At 68.8% G+C, this 19437-nt stretch carries 16 protein-coding genes; 9 read left to right on the top strand and 7 right to left on the bottom strand.

What is annotated here, in order from left to right:
• Positions 1-17: 17 nt before the first annotated feature.
• From DBV35_RS23620 to DBV35_RS23595, 6 genes are read left to right on the top strand one after another with little or no spacing between them, the layout of a single operon-like run.
• A complete protein-coding gene (locus tag DBV35_RS23620; protein WP_108662865.1) occupies positions 18-995 on the top strand; it encodes an ABC transporter permease in 978 nt (325 codons plus the stop codon).
• Complete coding sequence (locus DBV35_RS23615) at positions 992-1927, top strand: ABC transporter permease (protein ID WP_108662864.1); 936 nt, start codon at positions 992-994, stop codon at positions 1925-1927. Before DBV35_RS23620 ends, DBV35_RS23615 begins: the two co-directional genes overlap by 4 nt.
• Positions 1924-2910, top strand: a complete 987-nt coding sequence (locus DBV35_RS23610; RefSeq protein ID WP_108662863.1) for an ABC transporter ATP-binding protein — start codon at positions 1924-1926, stop codon at positions 2908-2910. The genes DBV35_RS23615 and DBV35_RS23610 overlap by 4 nt, the downstream gene beginning before the upstream one ends.
• Positions 2907-3920, top strand: coding sequence for an ABC transporter ATP-binding protein (locus DBV35_RS23605; RefSeq protein WP_205648841.1), 1014 nt, complete (start codon positions 2907-2909; stop codon positions 3918-3920). The genes DBV35_RS23610 and DBV35_RS23605 overlap by 4 nt, the downstream gene beginning before the upstream one ends.
• Before the next feature lie 33 nt (positions 3921-3953).
• On the top strand, positions 3954-5381 hold the full coding sequence (locus tag DBV35_RS23600) for a M20 family metallopeptidase (RefSeq protein WP_108662861.1): 1428 nt from the start codon (positions 3954-3956) through the stop codon (positions 5379-5381).
• A 4-nt stretch (positions 5382-5385) separates the two neighbouring features.
• Positions 5386-6591, top strand: coding sequence for a M20/M25/M40 family metallo-hydrolase (locus tag DBV35_RS23595; RefSeq protein WP_108662860.1), 1206 nt, complete (start codon positions 5386-5388; stop codon positions 6589-6591).
• Positions 6592-6793: 202 nt separating this feature from the next.
• Here DBV35_RS23595 and DBV35_RS23590 read toward each other — a convergent pair whose 3' ends face one another.
• The 6 genes from DBV35_RS23590 to DBV35_RS23565 are packed head-to-tail and all read right to left on the bottom strand — an operon-like array spanning position 6794 to position 12751.
• Complete coding sequence (locus tag DBV35_RS23590) at positions 6794-7123, bottom strand: L-rhamnose mutarotase (protein ID WP_108663437.1); 330 nt, start codon at positions 7121-7123, stop codon at positions 6794-6796.
• Between the two features lie 23 nt (positions 7124-7146).
• Positions 7147-8253: a mandelate racemase/muconate lactonizing enzyme family protein gene (locus tag DBV35_RS23585; protein WP_108662859.1), complete on the bottom strand. Its 1107-nt coding sequence runs from the start codon at positions 8251-8253 to the stop codon at positions 7147-7149.
• On the bottom strand, positions 8253-9770 hold the full coding sequence (locus tag DBV35_RS23580) for a sugar ABC transporter ATP-binding protein (RefSeq protein WP_108662858.1): 1518 nt from the start codon (positions 9768-9770) through the stop codon (positions 8253-8255). Before DBV35_RS23580 ends, DBV35_RS23585 begins: the two co-directional genes overlap by 1 nt.
• Positions 9767-10708, bottom strand: a complete 942-nt coding sequence (locus DBV35_RS23575; RefSeq protein WP_108662857.1) for an ABC transporter permease — start codon at positions 10706-10708, stop codon at positions 9767-9769. The genes DBV35_RS23580 and DBV35_RS23575 overlap by 4 nt, the downstream gene beginning before the upstream one ends.
• Positions 10705-11715 carry an ABC transporter permease gene (locus tag DBV35_RS23570; RefSeq protein ID WP_108662856.1) on the bottom strand — a complete coding sequence of 337 codons (1011 nt, stop codon included), beginning with the start codon at positions 11713-11715 and terminating at the stop codon, positions 10705-10707. The genes DBV35_RS23575 and DBV35_RS23570 overlap by 4 nt, the downstream gene beginning before the upstream one ends.
• A gap of 10 nt (positions 11716-11725) precedes the next feature.
• Positions 11726-12751: a sugar ABC transporter substrate-binding protein gene (locus DBV35_RS23565; RefSeq protein WP_108662855.1), complete on the bottom strand. Its 1026-nt coding sequence runs from the start codon at positions 12749-12751 to the stop codon at positions 11726-11728.
• A 123-nt stretch (positions 12752-12874) separates the two neighbouring features.
• Between DBV35_RS23565 and DBV35_RS23560 the strand changes: the two genes are divergently transcribed.
• The 3 genes from DBV35_RS23560 (at position 12875) to DBV35_RS23550 (ending at position 15727) form a co-directional block, all read left to right on the top strand.
• On the top strand, positions 12875-13762 hold the full coding sequence (locus tag DBV35_RS23560; protein ID WP_108662854.1) for an IclR family transcriptional regulator: 888 nt from the start codon (positions 12875-12877) through the stop codon (positions 13760-13762).
• Positions 13759-14763, top strand: a complete 1005-nt coding sequence (locus tag DBV35_RS23555) for an aldo/keto reductase (RefSeq protein ID WP_108662853.1) — start codon at positions 13759-13761, stop codon at positions 14761-14763. The genes DBV35_RS23560 and DBV35_RS23555 overlap by 4 nt, the downstream gene beginning before the upstream one ends.
• A 148-nt stretch (positions 14764-14911) precedes the next feature.
• Positions 14912-15727 (top strand): hypothetical protein, encoded by an 816-nt coding sequence (locus DBV35_RS23550; RefSeq protein ID WP_108662852.1) that lies wholly within the window; start codon positions 14912-14914, stop codon positions 15725-15727.
• A 226-nt stretch (positions 15728-15953) separates the two neighbouring features.
• Here DBV35_RS23550 and DBV35_RS23545 read toward each other — a convergent pair whose 3' ends face one another.
• Positions 15954-19220 carry a hypothetical protein gene (locus DBV35_RS23545; protein WP_108662851.1) on the bottom strand — a complete coding sequence of 1089 codons (3267 nt, stop codon included), beginning with the start codon at positions 19218-19220 and terminating at the stop codon, positions 15954-15956.
• Between the last annotated feature and the right edge of the window lie 217 nt (positions 19221-19437).

Below are 19437 nucleotides of genomic sequence, written 5' to 3'. Positions count from 1 at the left end.
TCGGTTGGGAGACAGGGATGATCGTCTACCTCGTCCGCCGCTTCGGCCAGAGCCTCCTCGCGATCTGCGCGATGGCGGTTCTCGTCTTTCTCGGCGTCTACGCCATCGGCAATCCGGTCGACATCCTCATCAACCCGGAGGCGAACCAGGCCGAGATCGCGGCGACGACGGCCCGCCTCGGGCTCGACAAGCCGCTCTGGGAGCAGTTCTTCATCTTCGTCTGGAACGCGCTCCACGGCGATCTCGGCAACTCCTTCGTCTATGGCCGCCCGGCGGTGGAGATCATCCTCCAGCGCCTCCCGGCGACGATGGAGCTCGCCTTCGTCGCCCTCATCCTCTCGGTCGGCATTGGCGTGCCGCTCGGCGTCCTCGCGGGGCTGAAGCCGGACTCGATCTTCGGCCGCTCGATCATGGCGGGCTCGATCCTCGGCTTCTCGCTGCCGAATTTCTGGCAGGGGATGCTCCTCATCCTGATCTTCGCCGTTCTCCTCGGCTGGCTGCCGGCGGGCGGGCGCGGGGAGACGGTCGACGTCCTCGGCGTGGAGCTCAGCTTCCTGACCCTCGACGGGCTGCGCCACCTCATCCTGCCGGCGGTGAACCTCGCGCTTTTCAAGATGAGCCTCATCATCCGCCTCACCCGCGCGAACACGCGCGAGGCGAATTTGCAGGACTATGTGAAGTTCGCGCGCGCCAAGGGCCTGTCACCGCGCCGGGTCGTCCTCGTCCACATCCTGAAGAACATCATGATCCCGGTCGTCACCATCATCGGGCTTGAGCTCGGCTCGATGGTCGCTTTCGCGATCGTCACCGAGACGGTGTTCGCCTGGCCGGGGATGGGCAAGCTCCTCATCGATTCCATCAACCTGCTCGATCGCCCGCTGATCGTCGCCTACCTGATGCTCACGGTGTTCATCATCGTGATGATCAATCTCGTCGTCGACGTCCTCTATTCGGTGCTCGATCCGCGCGTGCGGCTCTCGGAGGTGAAGGGATGAGCGACGACACCTTCGCCTCTGGCCTCGAGCGGGTCGACACGGTCCGCGTCCCGCGGCTCGAAAGCCCGCTGAAGCGCATCGCGATCGCCTTCCTGGAGGACAAGCTCGCGATCGTCGGGCTCTTCCTCTTCCTGTGCGTCGCGGTGATCGCCATCGCCGCGCCCTGGATCACCCCGCAGAACCCCTACGACCTCGCCCAGCTCGACATCATGGACGGCGGCCTTCAGCCCGGCGAGACGAGCTTCGGGACCGGGATGACCTTCTGGCTCGGCACGGACCTCCAGGGCCGCGACATGCTCTCCGCGATCGCCTACGGTCTGCGGATCAGCCTCGTCGTCGCCGGCATCTCGCTCGGCTTCGCGATCACCATCGGCGTCACGCTCGGCGTCGCCGCCGCCTATTTTGGCGGCCGCGTCGACGCGTTCATCATGCGCATCGTCGACCTGCAGCTCTCCTTCCCGGCGATCCTCATCGCGCTGATCCTCCTCGCCCTTCTCGGGCGCGGGGTCGACAAGGTGATCCTCGCCCTCGTCATCGTGCAGTGGGCCTACTATGCGCGCACCGTGCGCTCCTCCGCCATCGTGGAGCGGCGCAAGGACTATATCGACGCCGCGCGCTGCCTCGGCCTCTCGCATCGGCGCATCATGTTCCGCCATCTCCTGCCGAACTGCGTGCCGCCGCTCATCGTGGTCGCGACGGTTCAGGTCGCGCAGGCGATCGCGCTCGAGGCGACGCTCTCCTTCCTCGGCGTCGGCGTGCCGATCACCGAGCCCTCGCTCGGCCTCCTCATCGCCAACGGCTACGACTATCTCCTCTCCGGCCGCTACTGGATCAGCCTCTTTCCCGGCATCGCGCTCGTCCTGACGATCATCGCCATCAACCTCGTCGGCGATCGCCTGCGCGACGTTCTCAACCCGCGGCTCCAGAAATGACGCTGCTCGAGGTTCGCGATCTCAAGACGCATTTCTTCACCCGCGACGGGGTCGCGAAGGCGGTCGACGGGGTGAGCTTCTCGCTGGAGCGGGGGGAGATCCTCGGCCTCGTCGGCGAGTCGGGCTCGGGCAAGTCCGTCACCGGATTTTCGATCCTCGGCCTCGTCGACCCGCCGGGCCGCGTCGTCTCCGGCGAAATCCGCTTCGACGGGACCGACCTCGTCGCCGCCGGGGAGAAGACCGTGCGCACGCTGCGCGGCAAGCGCATCGCGATGATCTTCCAGGACCCGATGATGACTCTGAACCCGGTCCTGCGCATCGACACACAGATGGTGGAGACCGTTCTCGCGCACGAGAAGGTGAGCCGCGCCGAGGCGCTGGAGCGAGCGCGCGAGACGCTCGTAATGGTGGGCATCTCCGCCCCAGACGAGCGGCTGAAGAGCTATCCGCACCAGTTCTCCGGCGGGATGCGCCAGCGCGTCGCGATCGCCATCGCGCTCCTCCACAAGCCGGACCTCATCATCGCCGACGAGCCGACCACCGCGCTCGACGTGACGATCCAGGCGCAGATCCTGTCGGAGGTGCAGCGCCTCTGCGTCCAGTCGAACACGGCGCTCATCTGGATCACCCACGACCTCGCCGTCGTCTCCGGCCTCGCCGACCGCCTCGCGGTCATGTACGCGGGCCGCATCGTGGAGGAGGGGCCGACGAGCGAGATCATCGCCCATCCCTTCCACCCCTACACGCGCGGCCTCATCGAATCCGTGCCGCAAGGGAAGCCGCACCGCACGATGCTCACCCAGATCAACGGGATGGCGCCCTCGCTGCTGCACCTTCCCGAAGGCTGCCGCTTCCGCCCGCGCTGCCGCCGCGCGGACGCGGCCTGCCTCGTCGACCCCGCCCTCACCGAGCCCGCGCCCGGCCGCGGCGTGCGCTGCTTCCACCCGCACCTCGAGGCGCGCGACGAGGCGATGGCATCGTGACCCCGCTCATCGAGATCGACGCCGTCTCCAAGCGCTTCGTGAAGGAGCTCGACATCGCCGAGCGCACCGCGAAGCTGATCGGCTCGAATGTGGAGCCGGTGCGCGTCCACGCCGTCGACGATGTGAGCCTTTCGATCCACAAGGGGGAGGTGCTGGGGCTCGTCGGGGAATCGGGCTGCGGGAAGTCGACCCTCGGCCGCATGGTCGCGGGCCTCCTCACCCCGTCCGAGGGCACGATCCGCTTCCGCGGCCGCGATGTCGCGACGGTGAAGGGGGCCGAGGCGCGCGATGCGGCGCTGAAGGTGCAGATGGTCTTCCAGGACCCGATGAGCTCGCTCAATCCGCGCCTTCGCGTCGGCGAACTGATCGGCGAGGCGCCGCGCGTCCATCGCGTCCGCCCGCGGCGCGAGATCGGCGCCTATGTGGACGACCTCCTCGGCCGCGTCGGCCTCGATCCGGTGATGGCCAAGCGCTATCCGCACCAATTCTCCGGTGGCCAGCGGGCGCGCATCGGGATCGCGCGGGCGCTCGCGGTGGAGCCGGATTTCCTCGTGTGCGACGAGTCGGTCGCCGCGCTCGACGTGTCGATCCAGGCGCAGATCCTCAACCTCTTCATGCGCCTGCGCGAGGATCTCGACCTCACCTACCTCTTCATCAGCCACGATCTCGGCGTGGTGGAGCACATCTCCGACCGGATCGCGGTGATGTATCTCGGCCGCCTCGTAGAGCTCGGCGGGAGCGAGGACGTGCTCGCCCGGCCGAACCACCCCTACACGCAGGCGCTGGTCGCCGAGATCCCGACCCTTCAGACCTCGAAGAAGATCTATTCCGCCATCAAGGGCGAGATTCCCTCGCCCCTCGACCCGCCCCCCGGCTGCCACTTCCACCCGCGCTGCCCGCACGCCTTCGCGCGCTGCCGGGAGGAGCGGCCCCTCCTGAAAGAGGTCGCGCCGGGGCGGTTCTCCGCCTGCCACCTGAACGACGAGACGGGCGCGCGCGCCACCGCCTGAGGCGCGGCCAACGCCCCCACCCGAGGAGCTGTCATGGGCAATTCAGAACGCATCTGGGATCACGTCGATGCCCGGCGCGAGGCCTATCTGGAACTGAGCGACCGCATCTGGGGGATGCCCGAGATCGCCTACACCGAGTTCCGCTCGAGCGCCGAGCACAAGGCGATGCTGGAGGCCGAGGGCTTCGCGATCACCGAGGAGGTCGCGGGGATCCCCACCGCGATAATGGGCGAGGCGGGGGAGGGCGGGCCGATCATCGCCTTCCTCGGCGAGTATGACGCGCTGCCGGGCCTCTCCCAGGAGGCCGGCATCGCCGAGCCGAAGCCGCTCGAGGGCAACGGCTACGGGCACGGGTGCGGCCACAACATGCTGGGTTCGGCAGCCCTCCTCGCCGCGACCGCGCTGAAGAACTACCTCGCCGAGACCGGACAGCCCGGCCGCGTGCGCTATTATGGGTGCCCGGCCGAGGAGGGGGGCGCGGCGAAGGCCTTCATGGTGCGCGCCGGCGCCTTCGCCGATGTCGACGCCGCGATCACCTGGCACCCGGCCTCGCTCACCCGCGTCGACGAGGCGCTCTCGCTCGCGAACACCCGCCTCGACTTCACCTTCACCGGCCGCGCCTCCCACGCCGCCGCCGCGCCCCATCTCGGCCGCAGCGCGCTCGACGCGGTCGAGCTGATGAATGTCGGCGTCAACTATATGCGCGAGCACATGCCCTCCTCGGCGCGCATCCACTACGCGATGATCGATGCCGGCGGCGTCGCCCCGAATGTCGTCCAGGGCCGCGCCGTGGTGCGCTATGCCGTGCGCGCGCTCGACATTCACGGGATGCGCGCCCTCAACGAGCGCGTCATCAAGATCGCCAAGGGCGCCGCGATGATGACGGAGACCGAGGTCTCGGTGCGCGTCCTCTCGGCGGTCTCGAACCTCCTCGGCAACACCCCGCTCGAGGAGGCGATGCACGCCAACATGGAGCGGCTCGGTCCGGTGGAATTCGACGCCACCGACCGCGCCTATGCCGAGGCGATCCAGGCGACCCTCTCGGACGAGGACATCGTGTCCGACTATCGCCGCGTCGGCCTCTCGCCGGAGACCTTCGAGGCGCTCTGCGACTTCATCGTCCCGCTCGACCAGATCGGCGAGCCGATGATCGGCTCCACCGATGTCGGCGACGTCTCCTGGGCGGTGCCGACGGTGCAGGCGCGCGTCGCGACCCACGCGATCGGCACGCCCGGCCACTCCTGGCAGATCACCGCGCAGGGCAAGTCCGGTCCCGCCCACAAGGGCCTCGTCTGGGCCGCGAAGACGATGGCCGGCACGGCGGTCGACCTCCTCGCCGACCCCGCCCTCCTCGACAAGGCGAAGGCCGACCACCAGAAGCGCGTGACGAAGACGCCCTATGTCTGCCCGATCCCGGCCGAGGTGAACCCGCCGATCCAGCCGCGCCCGGCGAACGGCTGAGCCGATGGCGGACATCAGCGCCCTGATCGCCTCCGCCCCCTTCCAGGCGGCCGCCGCGGACCTCTCGGCCCATCACGACCGCTTCGTCGCCGACATCATCCGCCTCACCGAAATCCCCGCGCCCCCCTTCAAGGAGGCGCGGCGGGCCGAGGCGGTGCGGGCGATGATGGAAGAGGCGGGGCTCGAGGAGGTCGGGCTCGACGGGATCGGCAACGTCACGGGCCTCCGGCGCGGACGGGGCAATGGCGGCATCGTCGTCGTCGCCGCCCACCTCGACACCGTCTTCCCCGAGGGCACCGACGTCACGGTGCGGCGCGAGGGCACGAAGCTCTTCGCCCCCGGCGTCGGCGACGACACGCGGGGCCTTGCGACGCTGCTGGCCTTCGTGCGCGCGCTCGACGCCGCCGACATCGAGACCGTCGACGACCTCCTCTTCGTCGCCGATGTCGGGGAGGAGGGGAAGGGGGATCTGCGCGGCGTGCGCCACCTCTTCGCCGAGGGCGCCTACAGGGAGCGGATCAAGGCCTTCTTCACGATGGACAGCCCCGACATGGAGGAGCTCGTCGTCACCGCCGTCGGCTCCAAGCGCTACCACATCGTCTTTCACGGGCCGGGCGGGCACAGCCTGATGGCCTTCGGCACCGTGAATCCCGCCTATGCGATGGCCGCCGTCGTCGCCGGCATGTCGGCGATCGTGGTCCCGAAGGAGCCGCGCACGGCCTATTGCGCGAGCGTCTTCGGCGGCGGCTCGTCGATCAACGCGATCCCCGAGGAGGTGTGGGTCGACGTGGACCTGCGCTCCACCGCGCCCGACGAGCTCGCCCGCCTCGACGCGACGCTGATGGAGCTCGTCGAGACCGCGGTCGCGGCGGAGAATGCGCGCGGATCGACCGAGACCGGGACGATCCGCGCCGTCACCCACCTCATCGGCGACCGGCCCGCCGGCAACACGCCGATGGACGCCCCGATCGTGGTGGCGGCAAAGGCCGCGCTCACCGCCTTCGGCTACGAGGTGCGCCCCGGCTCCTCCTCCACCGATGCGAACATCCCGATGAGCCTCGGCATCCAGGCCGTCCGCCTCGGCACCGGCGGCCGCGGCGGCCGCGCCCACACCGTGGAGGAGTGGATCGACGTGGAGGAGACGGAGAGCGTGCGCGGCCTCACGGCCGGCCTCGCCGCGATCCTCGCCGTCGCGGGAACGCCGGCCTGATCCCGGCGGACCCCGCACGCACCCTCTTCCTTCGCCCCTTCCCTTGGAGAGACGAGACCGACCTTCCCTCGGAGCCGACTGATTCCGCGCACGCCCGGCAAGGTTCGAGGGTCAACCCCGAAGAGCGAAGCGTGGGTTGAGGCTCGAACCTTGCCGGGCGATCCTCTGTCGTCGGCGGGAGGGGCACGGCCCCTTCGGCGGCTCAATCGTGGTGGAAGACCTCTTCCATCATGGCCCACCACTCGCCGGGGGCGCGGCTTTCGAGCGGGACCTGGCAGGGACCGCAGAGTTCCCACCAGCGCTGCGTCGGCTCGTGCGCGCGCATCCGCGCCATGTCCGCCTCGAAGTCGGTGCCGTGATACTCCCAGGTGCCGAAGAGGAGGTTTTCCGGCTCGCGCAGGAAGATCGTGAAGTTGCGGATGTTGCAGGCGTGGATCTCGTCGAGGATCGCGGGCCAGGCGTTCGCGTGAAGGGCCTTGTATTCGGCGATCTTGTCCGGCGCGATGCCGATCACCATTCCCATGCGCTGCATCGTCTCTCCCATTGGATGGTGACCTATTGGATCGTGACCGGGTCGGCGACCGCGACGCGGGCGATCGCGTCCCAATCCCAGTCGATGCCGAGGCCGGGCGCGGGGGAGGGGATCGCCGCCCCCGCCTCGATCCGCATCCCTTCGCGCGTGATCGGGTCGAGCTGGGGGATGTACTCCACCCAGCGCGCGTTCGGGACCGCGGCGCAGAGCGAGACGTGGAGCTCCATCAGGAAGTGGGGGCAGACCGCGATGTTGAAGGTCTCGGCGAGGTGGGCGACCTTCAGCCACGGCGTGATGCCGCCGATCCGGGCAACGTCGACCTGGACGATCGAGCAGGCCCCGCGCGCCAGATACTCGCGGAAGGTGGCGGCGCTGTAGATGGATTCGCCGACCGCGACGGGCAGCGTCGTCGCGTTCGAGAGGCGCACGTGCCCCTCGATATCGTCCGACACCAGCGGCTCCTCCAGCCAGCCGATATCGAGCGGCTCGAGAAGGCGCGCGCGCCGGATCGCCTCGTCGACGCGGAAGGCCTGGTTGGCGTCGGTGAAGATCTCGAACCCGTCGCCGACGGCGGCGCGCACGGCTTCCAGGCGCGCGACATCCTCCTTCGGGTCCGGCTTGCCGATCTTCACCTTCGCGCCGCGAAAGCCGCGCGCCTTCGCGGCGAGCGTGTCCTCGATCATGGCCTCGGTCGCGATGTGCAGCCAGCCGCCCTCGGTGGTGTAGACGGGGACGCGCTCCTGCGCGCCGCCGGCCATCACGTGGAGCGGCAGGCCGGCCTTCCTGCAGCGGAGGTCCCACAGGGCCGTGTCGATCGCGGCGAGCGCCAGCGCGGTGATCGCCCCCGGCGTCGTCGCATGGGTGAACATCTTGAGCTGGCGCCAGCGCGCCTCGACCATCGCCGCATCCGTCCCGATCAGGACCGGGGCGAGATTGTCGACGAGGAGGCGCATCACGGCCGTGCCGCCGGTGCCGATCGTGTAGGTGTAGCCGGTGCCGCTCGCCCCGTCCTCGTCAATGATGGTGACGATCGGGGTCTCCTGGCTCACGAAGGACTGGATCGCGTCGGTTCGCTTCACCGTCGGCTGCAGGTCGACGAAGCGGATCTCGATGGAGCGGATCTTCGCCATCACGCGGCCTCCGTGTCGACGCTGTGGATCGTCGCCATGATCGCGTGGCCCATGCGCGCGGCGTCGTGGTCGTTCTGGATTTCGCCGAGGATGCGGAAGTCGTTCATGACGACGATGCGGTCGGCGAGGGCGATCATCTCGGGCATGTCGGAGGAGATGAGGATCACGGCCGTCCCCTGGTCTGCGAGCTCCTGGATCAGCTCGTGCAGGTAGCCCTTGGTCTGGATGTCGATGCCGACCGTCGGCTCGTCGATGATCAGGATCTCGACCCCGGCGGCGAGCCACTTCGCGACGCTCACCTTCTGCTGGTTGCCGCCGGAGAGGAGGGCGACGGGCTGGGCGAGCGAGGGCGTGCGCACCTTGAGGCGCTCGATGAAGGGGAGCACCGCCTTGCGCTCGGAGGCAGACGGCAGCCAGCCGAGCGCCTTTGCGAGCCGGCGCCACAAGGTCACCGCGACGTTGCGGCGGACCGAATGCATGAGGACGAGCCCCTCGTGCTTGCGGTCCTCGCTCACATAGCCGATCCGGTAGCGGTTGAGGGCGGTCGCGACGCTGTCGATATGGGCGGCCTCGCCGCCGACGCGCACGGTCCCCGCCGTCACTCGCGCGACGCCGATGATCGCCTTCGCGAGCTCCGTCCGCCCGGCGCCGACGAGGCCATAGAGGCCGACGATCTCGCCCTTGCGGACCGCGAGGTCGATCCCTTCATGGCCGAGCTCGGTCGCGACCCCTTCGAGCGTCAGCGCCGGCGCGCCAGAGGCCTTGCCGGTGCGGCGGGCGACATCGGCGACCTCGCGCCCGATCATCAGCTTCACGACGGCGTTGCGGTCGAGCCCGGCGAGCGGCTGGGAGGGGCAGGCGTTGCGCCCGTCGCGCAGCACCGTGACGGTGTCGCAGATCTCGAACACCTCCTCGAGCTTGTGGCTGACGAAGAGGATCGCGACGCCCTTGTCGCGCAGCGCCTTCAGGAGCTTGAAGAGCGTCTCGGTCTCGTGCGGGGTCAGCGAGGCGGTGGGCTCGTCGAGGAGGAGGAGGCGCGCGTCGAGGGAGAGCGCCTTCGCGATCTCGACGAGCTGCATGTGGGCGACGGAGAGGGAGCGGACCGGGGCGCGCGGGTCGATGTCGAGGCCGAGCGGGGCGAGGTGGCGCCGCGCCTCCGCCTCGACCGCGCGATAGTCGACGAGGCCGCTCTTCGCCGGCAGCCGCTCCAGCATGATGTTCTCGGCGACCGAGAAGCGCGGGATGAGGTTGCGCTCCTGGTGGACGGCGGAGATGCCGCGCGCGATCGCGTCGCGCGGGGAGAAGAATTGCACCTCCTCCCCGTCGATCCGCATCGTCCCGGCATCGGGGCGATGGACGCCGGTGATGATCTTGATGAGCGTCGACTTGCCCGCCCCGTTTTCGCCGAGAAGGGCGTGGATCGACCCCGCCTCCACCACGAGGCCGACATCGGAGAGCGCCTTCACGCCGGGGAAGGCCTTGCTCGCCCCGCTGATCTCGAGCTTGGGCGTCGTCATGCGGGATCCCTGAAGCGGCTGAGCGCGACGGCCGCGAGGATCAGCGCGCCGAGGAGGAGTTGCACGGCGAACGGGTCCACGTTGAGGAGGACGAGCGCGTTGTTGATGAGGGTGACGATCGCGACGCCGAGGACGGTCCCGACGACCGAGACATGCCCGCCCGCGAGCACCGCGCCGCCGATGACGGGCGCGGCGAAGGAGATGATCAGCCAGTCGTCGCCGATGGTCGGCTGGCCGAGCTGGAGGCGCGCGACGGCGAGCATCCCGGCGACCGCCGCGAGGAGGCCGGAGATGACATGGGCCGCGATGATGACGCGCCCGACATGGATGCCGGAGAGCTCGGCCGCGTTGCGGTTGCCGCCGACAGCGAGGAGCTGGCGGCCGAGGACGCCGCGCCGCATGAAGACGAGCATCGCGATGAGGACGAGCCCGGCGACGATGAGGAGATAGGGGAAGGCGCCGAAGCGGGCATTGCCGAACGACTTCACGATGTCCGGAATCTCGTAGAAGGGCTGCGCCTCGGTGATGCCGATATTGATGCCCTTGTAGATCGAGAGCGTCGCGAGGGTGACGACGAAGGCGTTGAGGCCGGACCAGAAGGTCACCGCCCCGTTGATCGCCCCGCACACGAGCCCGACGAGGAGGCCGACGAGGATCGCGAGCGGCACCGGCAGCCCCCACACCTCCATCACGCCGGCGAAGGTGATCGCCGCGAGCCCGCCGATCGCCCCGACCGAGAGGTTGAGCTGCCCGATCGCGAGGATGACCATCTGCGACAGCGCGACGAGCACCGAGAGGGAGAAGGCCGTCAGCATCACGTAGATGTTGAAGGTCGACAGGAAGGTCGGCTGCGTCGCCGCGAGGGCGAGGACGCCGCAGACGAAGGCGACGAGGAGGCCGAACCAGTCGGTCTTGAGGAGACGCATGGTCGTCGTCATCGGATGCGCCGCTTTTCGATGAGGTGCGCCCGCAGCCGGTCGAGCCCGACGGCGAGGAGGAGGATGATCCCGAGGAAGGCCTGCACCCAGAACTCGCCGACGCGAAGCTGCAGGAGGCCGTTGGAGAGGACCGTCACGAGCGTCGCGCCGAGGAAGGTGCCCGCGACCGAGATGGTCCCGCCGGTGAGGAGCGTGCCGCCGAGGACGGGGGCGAGGAAGGCCGGCAGCAGCCAGTCCATGCCGAGCTGGCCGGCCATCGAGGGGATCGCCGCGCCGTTGCGGGCCGACAGCATCAGCCCCGCGAGCGCGGCGAGCGCGCCGGAGAGGGCGTGGCAGACGATGATCGTCCTCTCCACCGGCACGCCCGAGAGGCGCGCGGCTTGCGGGTTCGCCCCGGCGGTGAGGATCTGGCGGCCGAGGATCGTGTGGTGGAAGAGCCACCACAGGAGCACGCCGATGAAGAGGGTGAAATAGACGAGGCCGGAGACCGAGCCGAAGGAGCGCAGCTTCGCAAGACTGACGAACGATGCCGGCAGCGCGTTGAAGGCGTCGGCCTTGGTCATCACGATCATCGCGCCGAAGAAGAGGCTCATCGTCGCGAGCGTGACGACGAAGGAGTGGACGCGCATCAGCACCGTCGCGACGCCGTTGGCGCCGCCGAGGAGGGCGCCGGCGAGGATCGCGATCACCGCCGCGATCGGGATCGGCAGCCCCGCCACCTGCATCGCCCATCCGCCGAGCATCGCGGCCGAGACGCCGATCGCGCCGGCCGCGAGGTTGAGGCCGCCGGTCACGAGGACGACCATCATCGAGAAGCCGATCATCGCGTCGATCGCGAGGACGCGGGTGAGGGCGTAGATGTTGAAGGGCGAGCTGAAGCCGGGCGTCGCGTTCCAGAAGAACGCGACGAAGGCGGCGGTGACGAGCACGAGGCCCACCTCGTTGGAGGCGAGCCAGCCGAGGCTCACCCGTGGGCGAGCCTCGGTCCGAACGGTCTCGGTCGACATGAAGGGGGCGTCAGTTCGGGCAGTTCAGATAGGCATCCTTGAAGGTCTTCATGATGCCGTCGGTCACGCGGACCATCTCGTCCTGGTAGGAGGCGACGGTGCTGGCGTCGACGAAGGCGGTGCCGGAATCGATGAAGCGGTCGGTCTGCGCCGTCGTCTGCCAGGGCGCGTCGTCCTTCATCGTGCAGCCCGAGCGCACGAGGTCCATCGCGTATACGCCGATATAGCCCTGGCCGTAGGGGTTCTGGAGCATCGTGCCGTGCACGAAGCCGTCCTTGATCGCCTGGAGGACGACCTCGTCATGGTCGATGCCGACCATCTTGATCCGCTTGTCGCCGAGATTGCGCAGCGAGGTCGCGGCGACGACGGCGGGCACCCAGGCGGTGGTCACGATCCCGTCGACGCTCGCGCCCTGGGCGGCGAGGAAGGCGTTGATCTTCTGGTCCGCGGGCTCGGGGGCGTCGATGTCGGCGATGACCTGGATCACCTCCACGCCGTCGGCCTCGTCCGCCGCCTTCTGCACCGCGTCAATGCGAAGCTGCGTGTTGGGGTCGACGAGGAAGCCGGTGAAGTGGGCGATCTTGCCCTTTCCGCCGAGCGCCTTGATGAGCTCCTTCGTGCCGAGATAGGCCGAGTTGTAAACGTCGGTGCCGAGGCAGAAGAGGGCCGGGGTCGGCGCCTTCGTGCAGCCGGCGAGCGCGGCGGAAGGGATGTCGAAATCGGCAAGCTCGCCGAGCGTGGCGTTCGTGCCCGAGGCGTCACCCGGGAAGACGAGGAAAGCATTGAAGCCCTGGGCGACAAGACTTTCGATCATTTCGTTTTGCTGGCTCATCTCCCACGCGGGCGGGACTTTGTATTCGGCCTCGACGCCGAAGTCCTTCGAGGCCGCGGCGGCGGCGTCCGCCCAGGCGGCGAAGTAGGGGTGGGGGCCGCCCGGAACGAGGGCGGCGCGCGTGTCGCCCGCGTGCGCGACGCCCGCAAACGCCAGCGGAAGCGCGAGAATGCCCGCGCGGCATAGTCCCATCGCGATGGTCATGGTCTGCCTTCCCGTTTCCTCTGACCGCCAATGTTCGATGCTTGACGGTTCATTTTTGAATGACTTATCCACTAATGAAAGCAACGAAGACTTGTGCCGTCAAGGGACAGATTGGGGAAATGCATGGGCGAGGAGGCGGGCCGCTACCGGGCCCCGGCGCTCGACAAAGGGCTCGATATTCTTGAGCTTCTGGCCGAACACGCGGCCGGCCTGACCCAGGCCGACATCGCCAAGGCCCTCGGCCGTTCGCCGAGCGAGCTCTACCGGATGCTCGACACGCTCGTGCGCCGCGGCTACGTGCGCCGCTCCTTGCGCGACGACCGCCTCATGCTCGGCGTGAAGCTCTTCGCGCTCGCCACCCATCACCCTCCGATGCGCCGCCTCCTCCAGGTCGCGGCCGAGGTGAGCGCGGCGGTCGCCGAAGAGACGCTCCAGTCCTGCCACCTCACCCTCTATCGCGACGGCAATCTCGTCGTCGCCGTGCAGACCGACAGCCCCGGCCGCATGGGGCTTGGCCTGCGCGTCGGCGCCTCGCTCGACCTCCTCACCACCGGCTCCGGCCAGGTCATGCTCTCCTTCCAGAGCGCGGCGCGGCGGGAGCGGATGCTCGCCGCCCACGCCGCCCTCATGGGCGAGGAGGCCGATGGCGAGGCGGTGGATCGCCTCGTCGCGGCGACGCGCAAGCGTGGCCATGCTCGCAAGAAAAGTGGGCAGATCTTCGGCGTCGAGGACCTCGCCTTCCCGATCCTGGGACGCACCGGAGACGCAGTCGCCGTCCTCGCGATCCCTTATATTCGCCGCCTCGATCTGCCCGAGGCGCCGAGCATCGAGCGCGCGCGCGAGGTCCTCGCCGCCGCCGCGCGCGACCTCTCGGCCGAGCTTCCGGCCGGCGTCGCCGACCATGTCGAGCCGCCCGAATTCGCGGTCTCCGACGATCTGTGCGAGGCGCCGTCAGCCTCCGCCTTTCCGGGCCGCAGCCCCCTCCAACCGATGATGAAGGACGCGCGATGACCAGCCTTCCCACCCGCGAACTCGGACGAACCGGGGTCGATGTCACCGTCCTCGGGCTCGGCACCGCCCCGCTCGGCGGCCTCCTTAGCGATGTCGCGGACGAGGCCGCCCTCGGCGCGCTCGATGCGGCCTGGGAGGCCGGCGTCCGCTTCGTCGACACCGCCCCCTTCTACGGCTTCGGCCGCTCGGAGCGGGCGACCGGGGACGCGCTGCGCGTCCACCCGCGCGATGAATACAGGCTGTCGACGAAGGTCGGCCGCCTCCTCGCGCCGGACCCCAACCCGCCCGGCGCCGAGAATGGGTGGGTCGCCCCGCTCCCCTTCCGCCCGGTCTACGATTATGGCTACGACGCGGTGCGCCGCTCGCACGAGGACAGCCTCCAGCGCCTCGGCCTTGAACGCGTCGACATCCTCCTTCTCCACGATATCGGCGCCTTCACCCACGGCGAGGATCACCGCCGCCATTTTTCGGACGCGATGAGCGGCGGGCTGCGGGCGCTGCGGGACATGAAGGCCGAGGGGCTGATCGGCGCCTACGGCATCGGCGTCAACGAGACGGAGGTGCTGATGGACGCGCTCGACGCGGGGGAGTGGGACTGCTTCCTCCTCGCGGGGCGCTACACGCTCCTGGAGCAGGACTCGCTCGACGCGCTCCTGCCGACCTGCGCGGCGCGCGGCACCTCGATCATCTGCGGCGGGCCGTACAATTCGGGTCTGCTGGCGGGTGGCGACACCTGGAACTATGCGCGCGCGCCCGACGCGCTCCTTGCCCGGCGCGACAGGCTGGACGCGATCTGCCGCGATCATGGCGTGCCGCTGCGCGCGGCGGCGCTGCAATTCCCGCTCGCCCACCCCTCGGTCGCGTGCGTGATCCCCGGCGCGCGAACGCCGGAGGAGGCGCGGGACAACCTTGCCCAGCTCCACACCGAGGTTCCGCCCGAGCTCTGGCACGCGCTGCGCAAGGAAGGCCTCATCCGCGAGGACGCGCCGCTTCCCGCCTGATCGGAGCCTTGCCTCTACCTGTCGCCGGGCTTCCGGCGGTGCGCTCCATGCGCGCCGCCGCATGATCGAACCCGGTTGCGCCCATCAATCTAGGCGTGTATCTTATACCTAAGATAGATATTCCAGCTATGGATCGCAGAGGTTGGGAATGTGGCGCAACGTCTGTCAGCGGGATCTCGACGAGACCCGCTCGCTTCGCTTGTTGACCGACGGGTCGTCCTTCACGGGGCTCGTCCTGCATGGCGGGCAGGAGGTCTCGCGCCTCTATCATGCGGATCGCGAACTGTTGTGGGGCCGCCTTCTCGACGAGGCGTCGCGCCACAGCACGGGTGAGTTCGGCTGGGAGGCGGCGCGGGCGACCTTCCGTCGTCGGATGCCGGGCGGCTTCGGGGACCCCTACCATGTCGGCCTCACGCGCGACGTCACGCTGAAGGCGAAGGCGAAGCTGGAGGCCGTCGCCCCGCTCCGCCGGGCGGTGGAGGGGCAGGGGATCGGCGCGTCCGTCCTTCCCGCCTTCACGGCGACGGACCTCCTCTCGCGCGAGGAGCTGATGGCGGTCGGCCTCCTGCTGACGGGCGAGAGCGCCGACGCCTTCGTCCGCGCCGCGGCCCAGTTCACGGTCGACCCCGGCGTCGCGACGCTGGAGACCCTCGCCGCGATCCTGACGGAGGAGGGCGGCGCCACCTGGAGCCTTGCGACCTACCTTCCGTTCCTTTGGGCGCCGGACTTCCACATGTTCCTGAAGCCGACGCTGGTGCAGGATTTCGCCTTCCGCGTCGGCCACTATTGCGCGGACGCGTACGAGCCGTCCCTCACGCCCCCGGTCTACAACGCCGTCCTCGACCTCGTGGTCGAAGCGCGCGAGGCCCTCGCCTTGGAAGACCCGGCCGACAACATCGACATCCTGAGCTTCATGGGCACGGTCTGCGAGGAGGAGCCGACCCAGCGCGAGGCGGCGGAGTAGGGCGGGCGGAGAGCGCCGCCGGGGTTGTCTGCGGGGCTGAGACGGGCCGCGATATTGGGCTGGGCCGCGAGACCAGGTGGGCCGCGGGCCGGGGCGGTGCTCGCGGAACGACCCGCGCATAGCCTGCCGGTCGCAAGGCCGTCCCGCAGAGGCGCGGGCGGCGCGCAGGTCCATTGCGATGCGTCGAACGTCGTCCGCCGCGAGGGGCGGGAGACCCCCGCCGCCGCTACACGAGGTCGAAATCCCCCGCCATCTCGCGTGGTACGATGTGGAGAACCATGTCGTTGTAATCGAAGTCGGAATTCTCGTCCTCGGCGAGGTCCTCGAAGCCGAATGTGTTCTCGCCGAAGATGCGGATCTGCTCGTTGCCGAACGGGTTCGCCTCGCCGACGACGAAGAGGTTGCCGGTCTGGGTGAGGAGGACCGGCGCGTAGTAGCCGTCATCGCCCGCGACGGTCCAGGTCGCGTTGCCGGTGAAGTCGCCGCCGCCCTCGAACGCGAACGCCCCGTCGAGATGGGCGCGCACCGCCTCGCGGAAGGCGTCGGTGTCGCCATAGGGCACGCCCGCGACACTCCAGGCCCCGGTCGTCGGGTTGATGTCGATCTCGACGAAGGCGACCGTGTTCGTGTGCGCGGTGCTCCCCGCGATCTCGAGGTCGAGGATGTCGCCATGCTCGACATAGAGGAGCGCCTCGTTGGTCTCGCGCTGCGTCTCGGCAAGGTTCGACCCGGCGGTGAGCGAATTGTCCGTCTCGGCGCGCAGGATCACGTCGTCCACCACGATCCTCACCGACCCGTCGCGCCGGGGGGTGATGTCGATGTCGGGGTCGATGTCGATGACCTCGTCGCCCGACAGGAGCGCGAAGCGCAGCGCGTTGCCGGTTTCGAGATACACCGCCTGCTCGCCGTGGATGAGCACCGCGCGACCGTCCGCGTGGACCGAGCCGACCGAGGCGCGCGTCGCCTCCTCCAGGCTGACCGAGGGGCCGGCGCGTGTGCCGTCCTCGCTCACCCGCTCGCCCGCCTCGTTCACGGCATAGATGATGAGGGTCGTTCCCGTCGGGAGCGTTGAGCGCACCACGTCGAACTGCACCCAGTTGCCCGGAACCTCGCTCTCCCCGGCGTCGGCCAGCGTGAGCGCGTTCGCGCCGGCCCGCGTGAGGCCGACCTCGGTGACCGCGACGGTGAGGGTGAGGGGCGAGGACACCCCGCCCACCGGATCGGCCGGATTGCCGCCGGTGTCGGTGAGATATTCCTGCATCGTCACCGTGTAGGTGCCGGTGCCGAGATTGCGCGCCGCCGTCTGCCACGCCCCGTCGATGTCGGCCTGGGTCACGAGCGGGGCGATCGACGGACCGCCGGTGAAGGTGATCTCGGCGTAGTTCAATGCGCCGATCTTGTTCGTGTAGTTCGAGACCCAGGACGGGGTGTTCGGCGAACCGTCATTCAGCCCCGTCCAGCCGAAGGCGACGTCCGGCTGCCCCGCCGACACAGCGTTGGTCGCAAGGTTCGTCTGACCGGCGATCGCGGTGAAATCCGTGCCGGACGCCAGCGTCCCCGCGACGGGCGCGGCCGGCTGCCCGTGCGTCGACACCGCCGTGTTCCGCGTCACGAGGTCGGGATCCACCGCGATCGTCGACTGATAGAGGAAGTTGATCGTGAAGGTCTCGATCGTCGCCGCACTGCTCGCCTGCGGGGCGAGCGTCGCGAGCCCGTCGACCGCGAGGCTCTTCGGCGGATTGCCGACGGCCGGGTTGACGAACTGGAGCTGCCCGTTCGTCTCCTCCAGATCGGCGTAGACGTTGAAGGTCTTCAGATCGTCGCCGGTGCCGACATTGATCCGGTACCAGTGGACCCCCGCATCACCGACCGGGATGTTGGCGAGGATGAGGTTGCCGGCGTCGGGCGGCGTCCCCCCGGCCGGCGTTGCGGTGAAGTTGCCGGCCGTGCCGGAGATCGTCCAGACGAGCCAGGGCGAACCGCCGCCGGGCGGCGCGAGATCGATCGTCGTCCAGGTCGGCTTCCCGCTCTGGTCGAGCCCGGCGAAGATGTCGAGCGAGAGCGCCGCGTCCTCGCGCAGGATCATCTCGCTGTTCTTGAAATTCAGCGTGATGGTGTTCGCCGAGGTCGTGCTCGGCACCTCGTAGCCGGCGCCGTCGTACGCGATGTAGTTGTTGATGGACGGCGTGACATAGCCGCTCGGCGTGTCGCCGTCGCCGTAGATCGTGAGGTTGATCGTCGAGACGTTCGTGCCGTCCGCGTTCGACAGCGGGATGAGCGGCCCGCCCACATCGAACTGGCGCATCAGATTGTCGGCGTAGGGCGAACCGTAGGAGTTCGAGTTGTTGAAGAAGATCTTCGAATAGGGGTCGGAGAAATTGTCGGCGCCGGTCGCAAGGTTCGCGCCGAAGGCGTAGGTCGGGTCCCAGTTCCAGTTCGTGTCGAGGTCGATCCTCTCGCTGACCAGCGTGTTCGGAGACTTCCCCGTCGCTCCGTAGAAGCCGGCGGTGAACCCGGTGAAGAACTGCGTGAGAACCTCGCCCCACTGGTTGTTCTCGCCCGAATTCATCGAGTAGTTGCCGTTGGCGTAGGCGGCGTGGTTGTAGATCGCGTAGGGCTCGGCGTCGGTCTTGTTCGTGTAGATGCCGACATCGCCGAGCTGGGAGTAGATGCTGTTGGCAAGATCCGCCGGGGTGATCTGGATATGACCCTGGATCTGGCTGCTCTCGGTCGGGCTCAGCCAGAAGACGCCCTTCGCCGCGTCCCACTCGAGCGCGTAGGCGTAGAAGCCCGCATTGTGCCAGACATTGTTGGCGTCGGCCGCGCCGTTGAAGAAGCCGGCGAAGGCGATCGTCTCGCCGCTCGTCTTCAGCGCGTCGATCGTCGCGTTCCAGTCGGACGGGGCGAAGGCGTCGCTCCCGATCGCGACGGATTCGGACGGGGAGAGGCCCGCGCGGTCGGTGACGGGGTTCGTCCCCGCAAGCGGCCCGTCGGTGAAGGGGAAGACGGTCGTCGCGCCGCTCGCGGCCTTCACATCGTCGAAGATGGTGCTGCCGGAGACAGCGTAGCCCCGCGTCTCGGTCGAGCCGTCGGCGTAGGTGACCGAGAGGTCCATCGGCAGGCCGAACCCGTTCACCGAGGTGAGGTTGCCCTGGTCGTTGATGGAATTCTCGAGGTTCACCTCGATGCTGTCGTAGCGGAAGCTCCAGGCCGACGCGTTGGGCCAGTTGATCTTGTTCTCACCGTCGATGAGCGTCTTGAGATCGTAGGTGTCCGTGTCCTGGCTCTGGATCAGGATGTAGATCTTGCCGCTCTTGTAGGGGTTCGGAAGCGCGATCTGGAACGGGCTCGACCCCTGCGGCGCGCCGTCGATGACGAGCTCCGTCCATTGCGGCGTGCCGCTCGCATCGAAATAGACGGCATAGGCCCAGACCCCCGGCTGGCTGAGCGTCGTCGTGAGGGTGGGGCTGAGCGATAGGGCGAGCGTCGTCATGGAATTTCGATGTCGCGTGAACGTGGCAGGAAATTGTGCGCCTTCACGCCGCGATGTCGAATGAAAATTCGCTCAGAATAGACGCGACACCAGCACTCGGCAGCCGCCGCGCTCTTCGTGCCGCATCCGGTGATGGCGCGCATTTCATCGCCGGAAGGCGGCTGAATGCGTCGCGAATATTGCCGGCGCCGGGCAAACCGCGCCCGGACAGCAGCGT

It is taken from the genome of Acuticoccus kandeliae (genome assembly GCF_003073115.1).
This window is presented reverse-complemented; position numbering and strand designations above follow the sequence as displayed.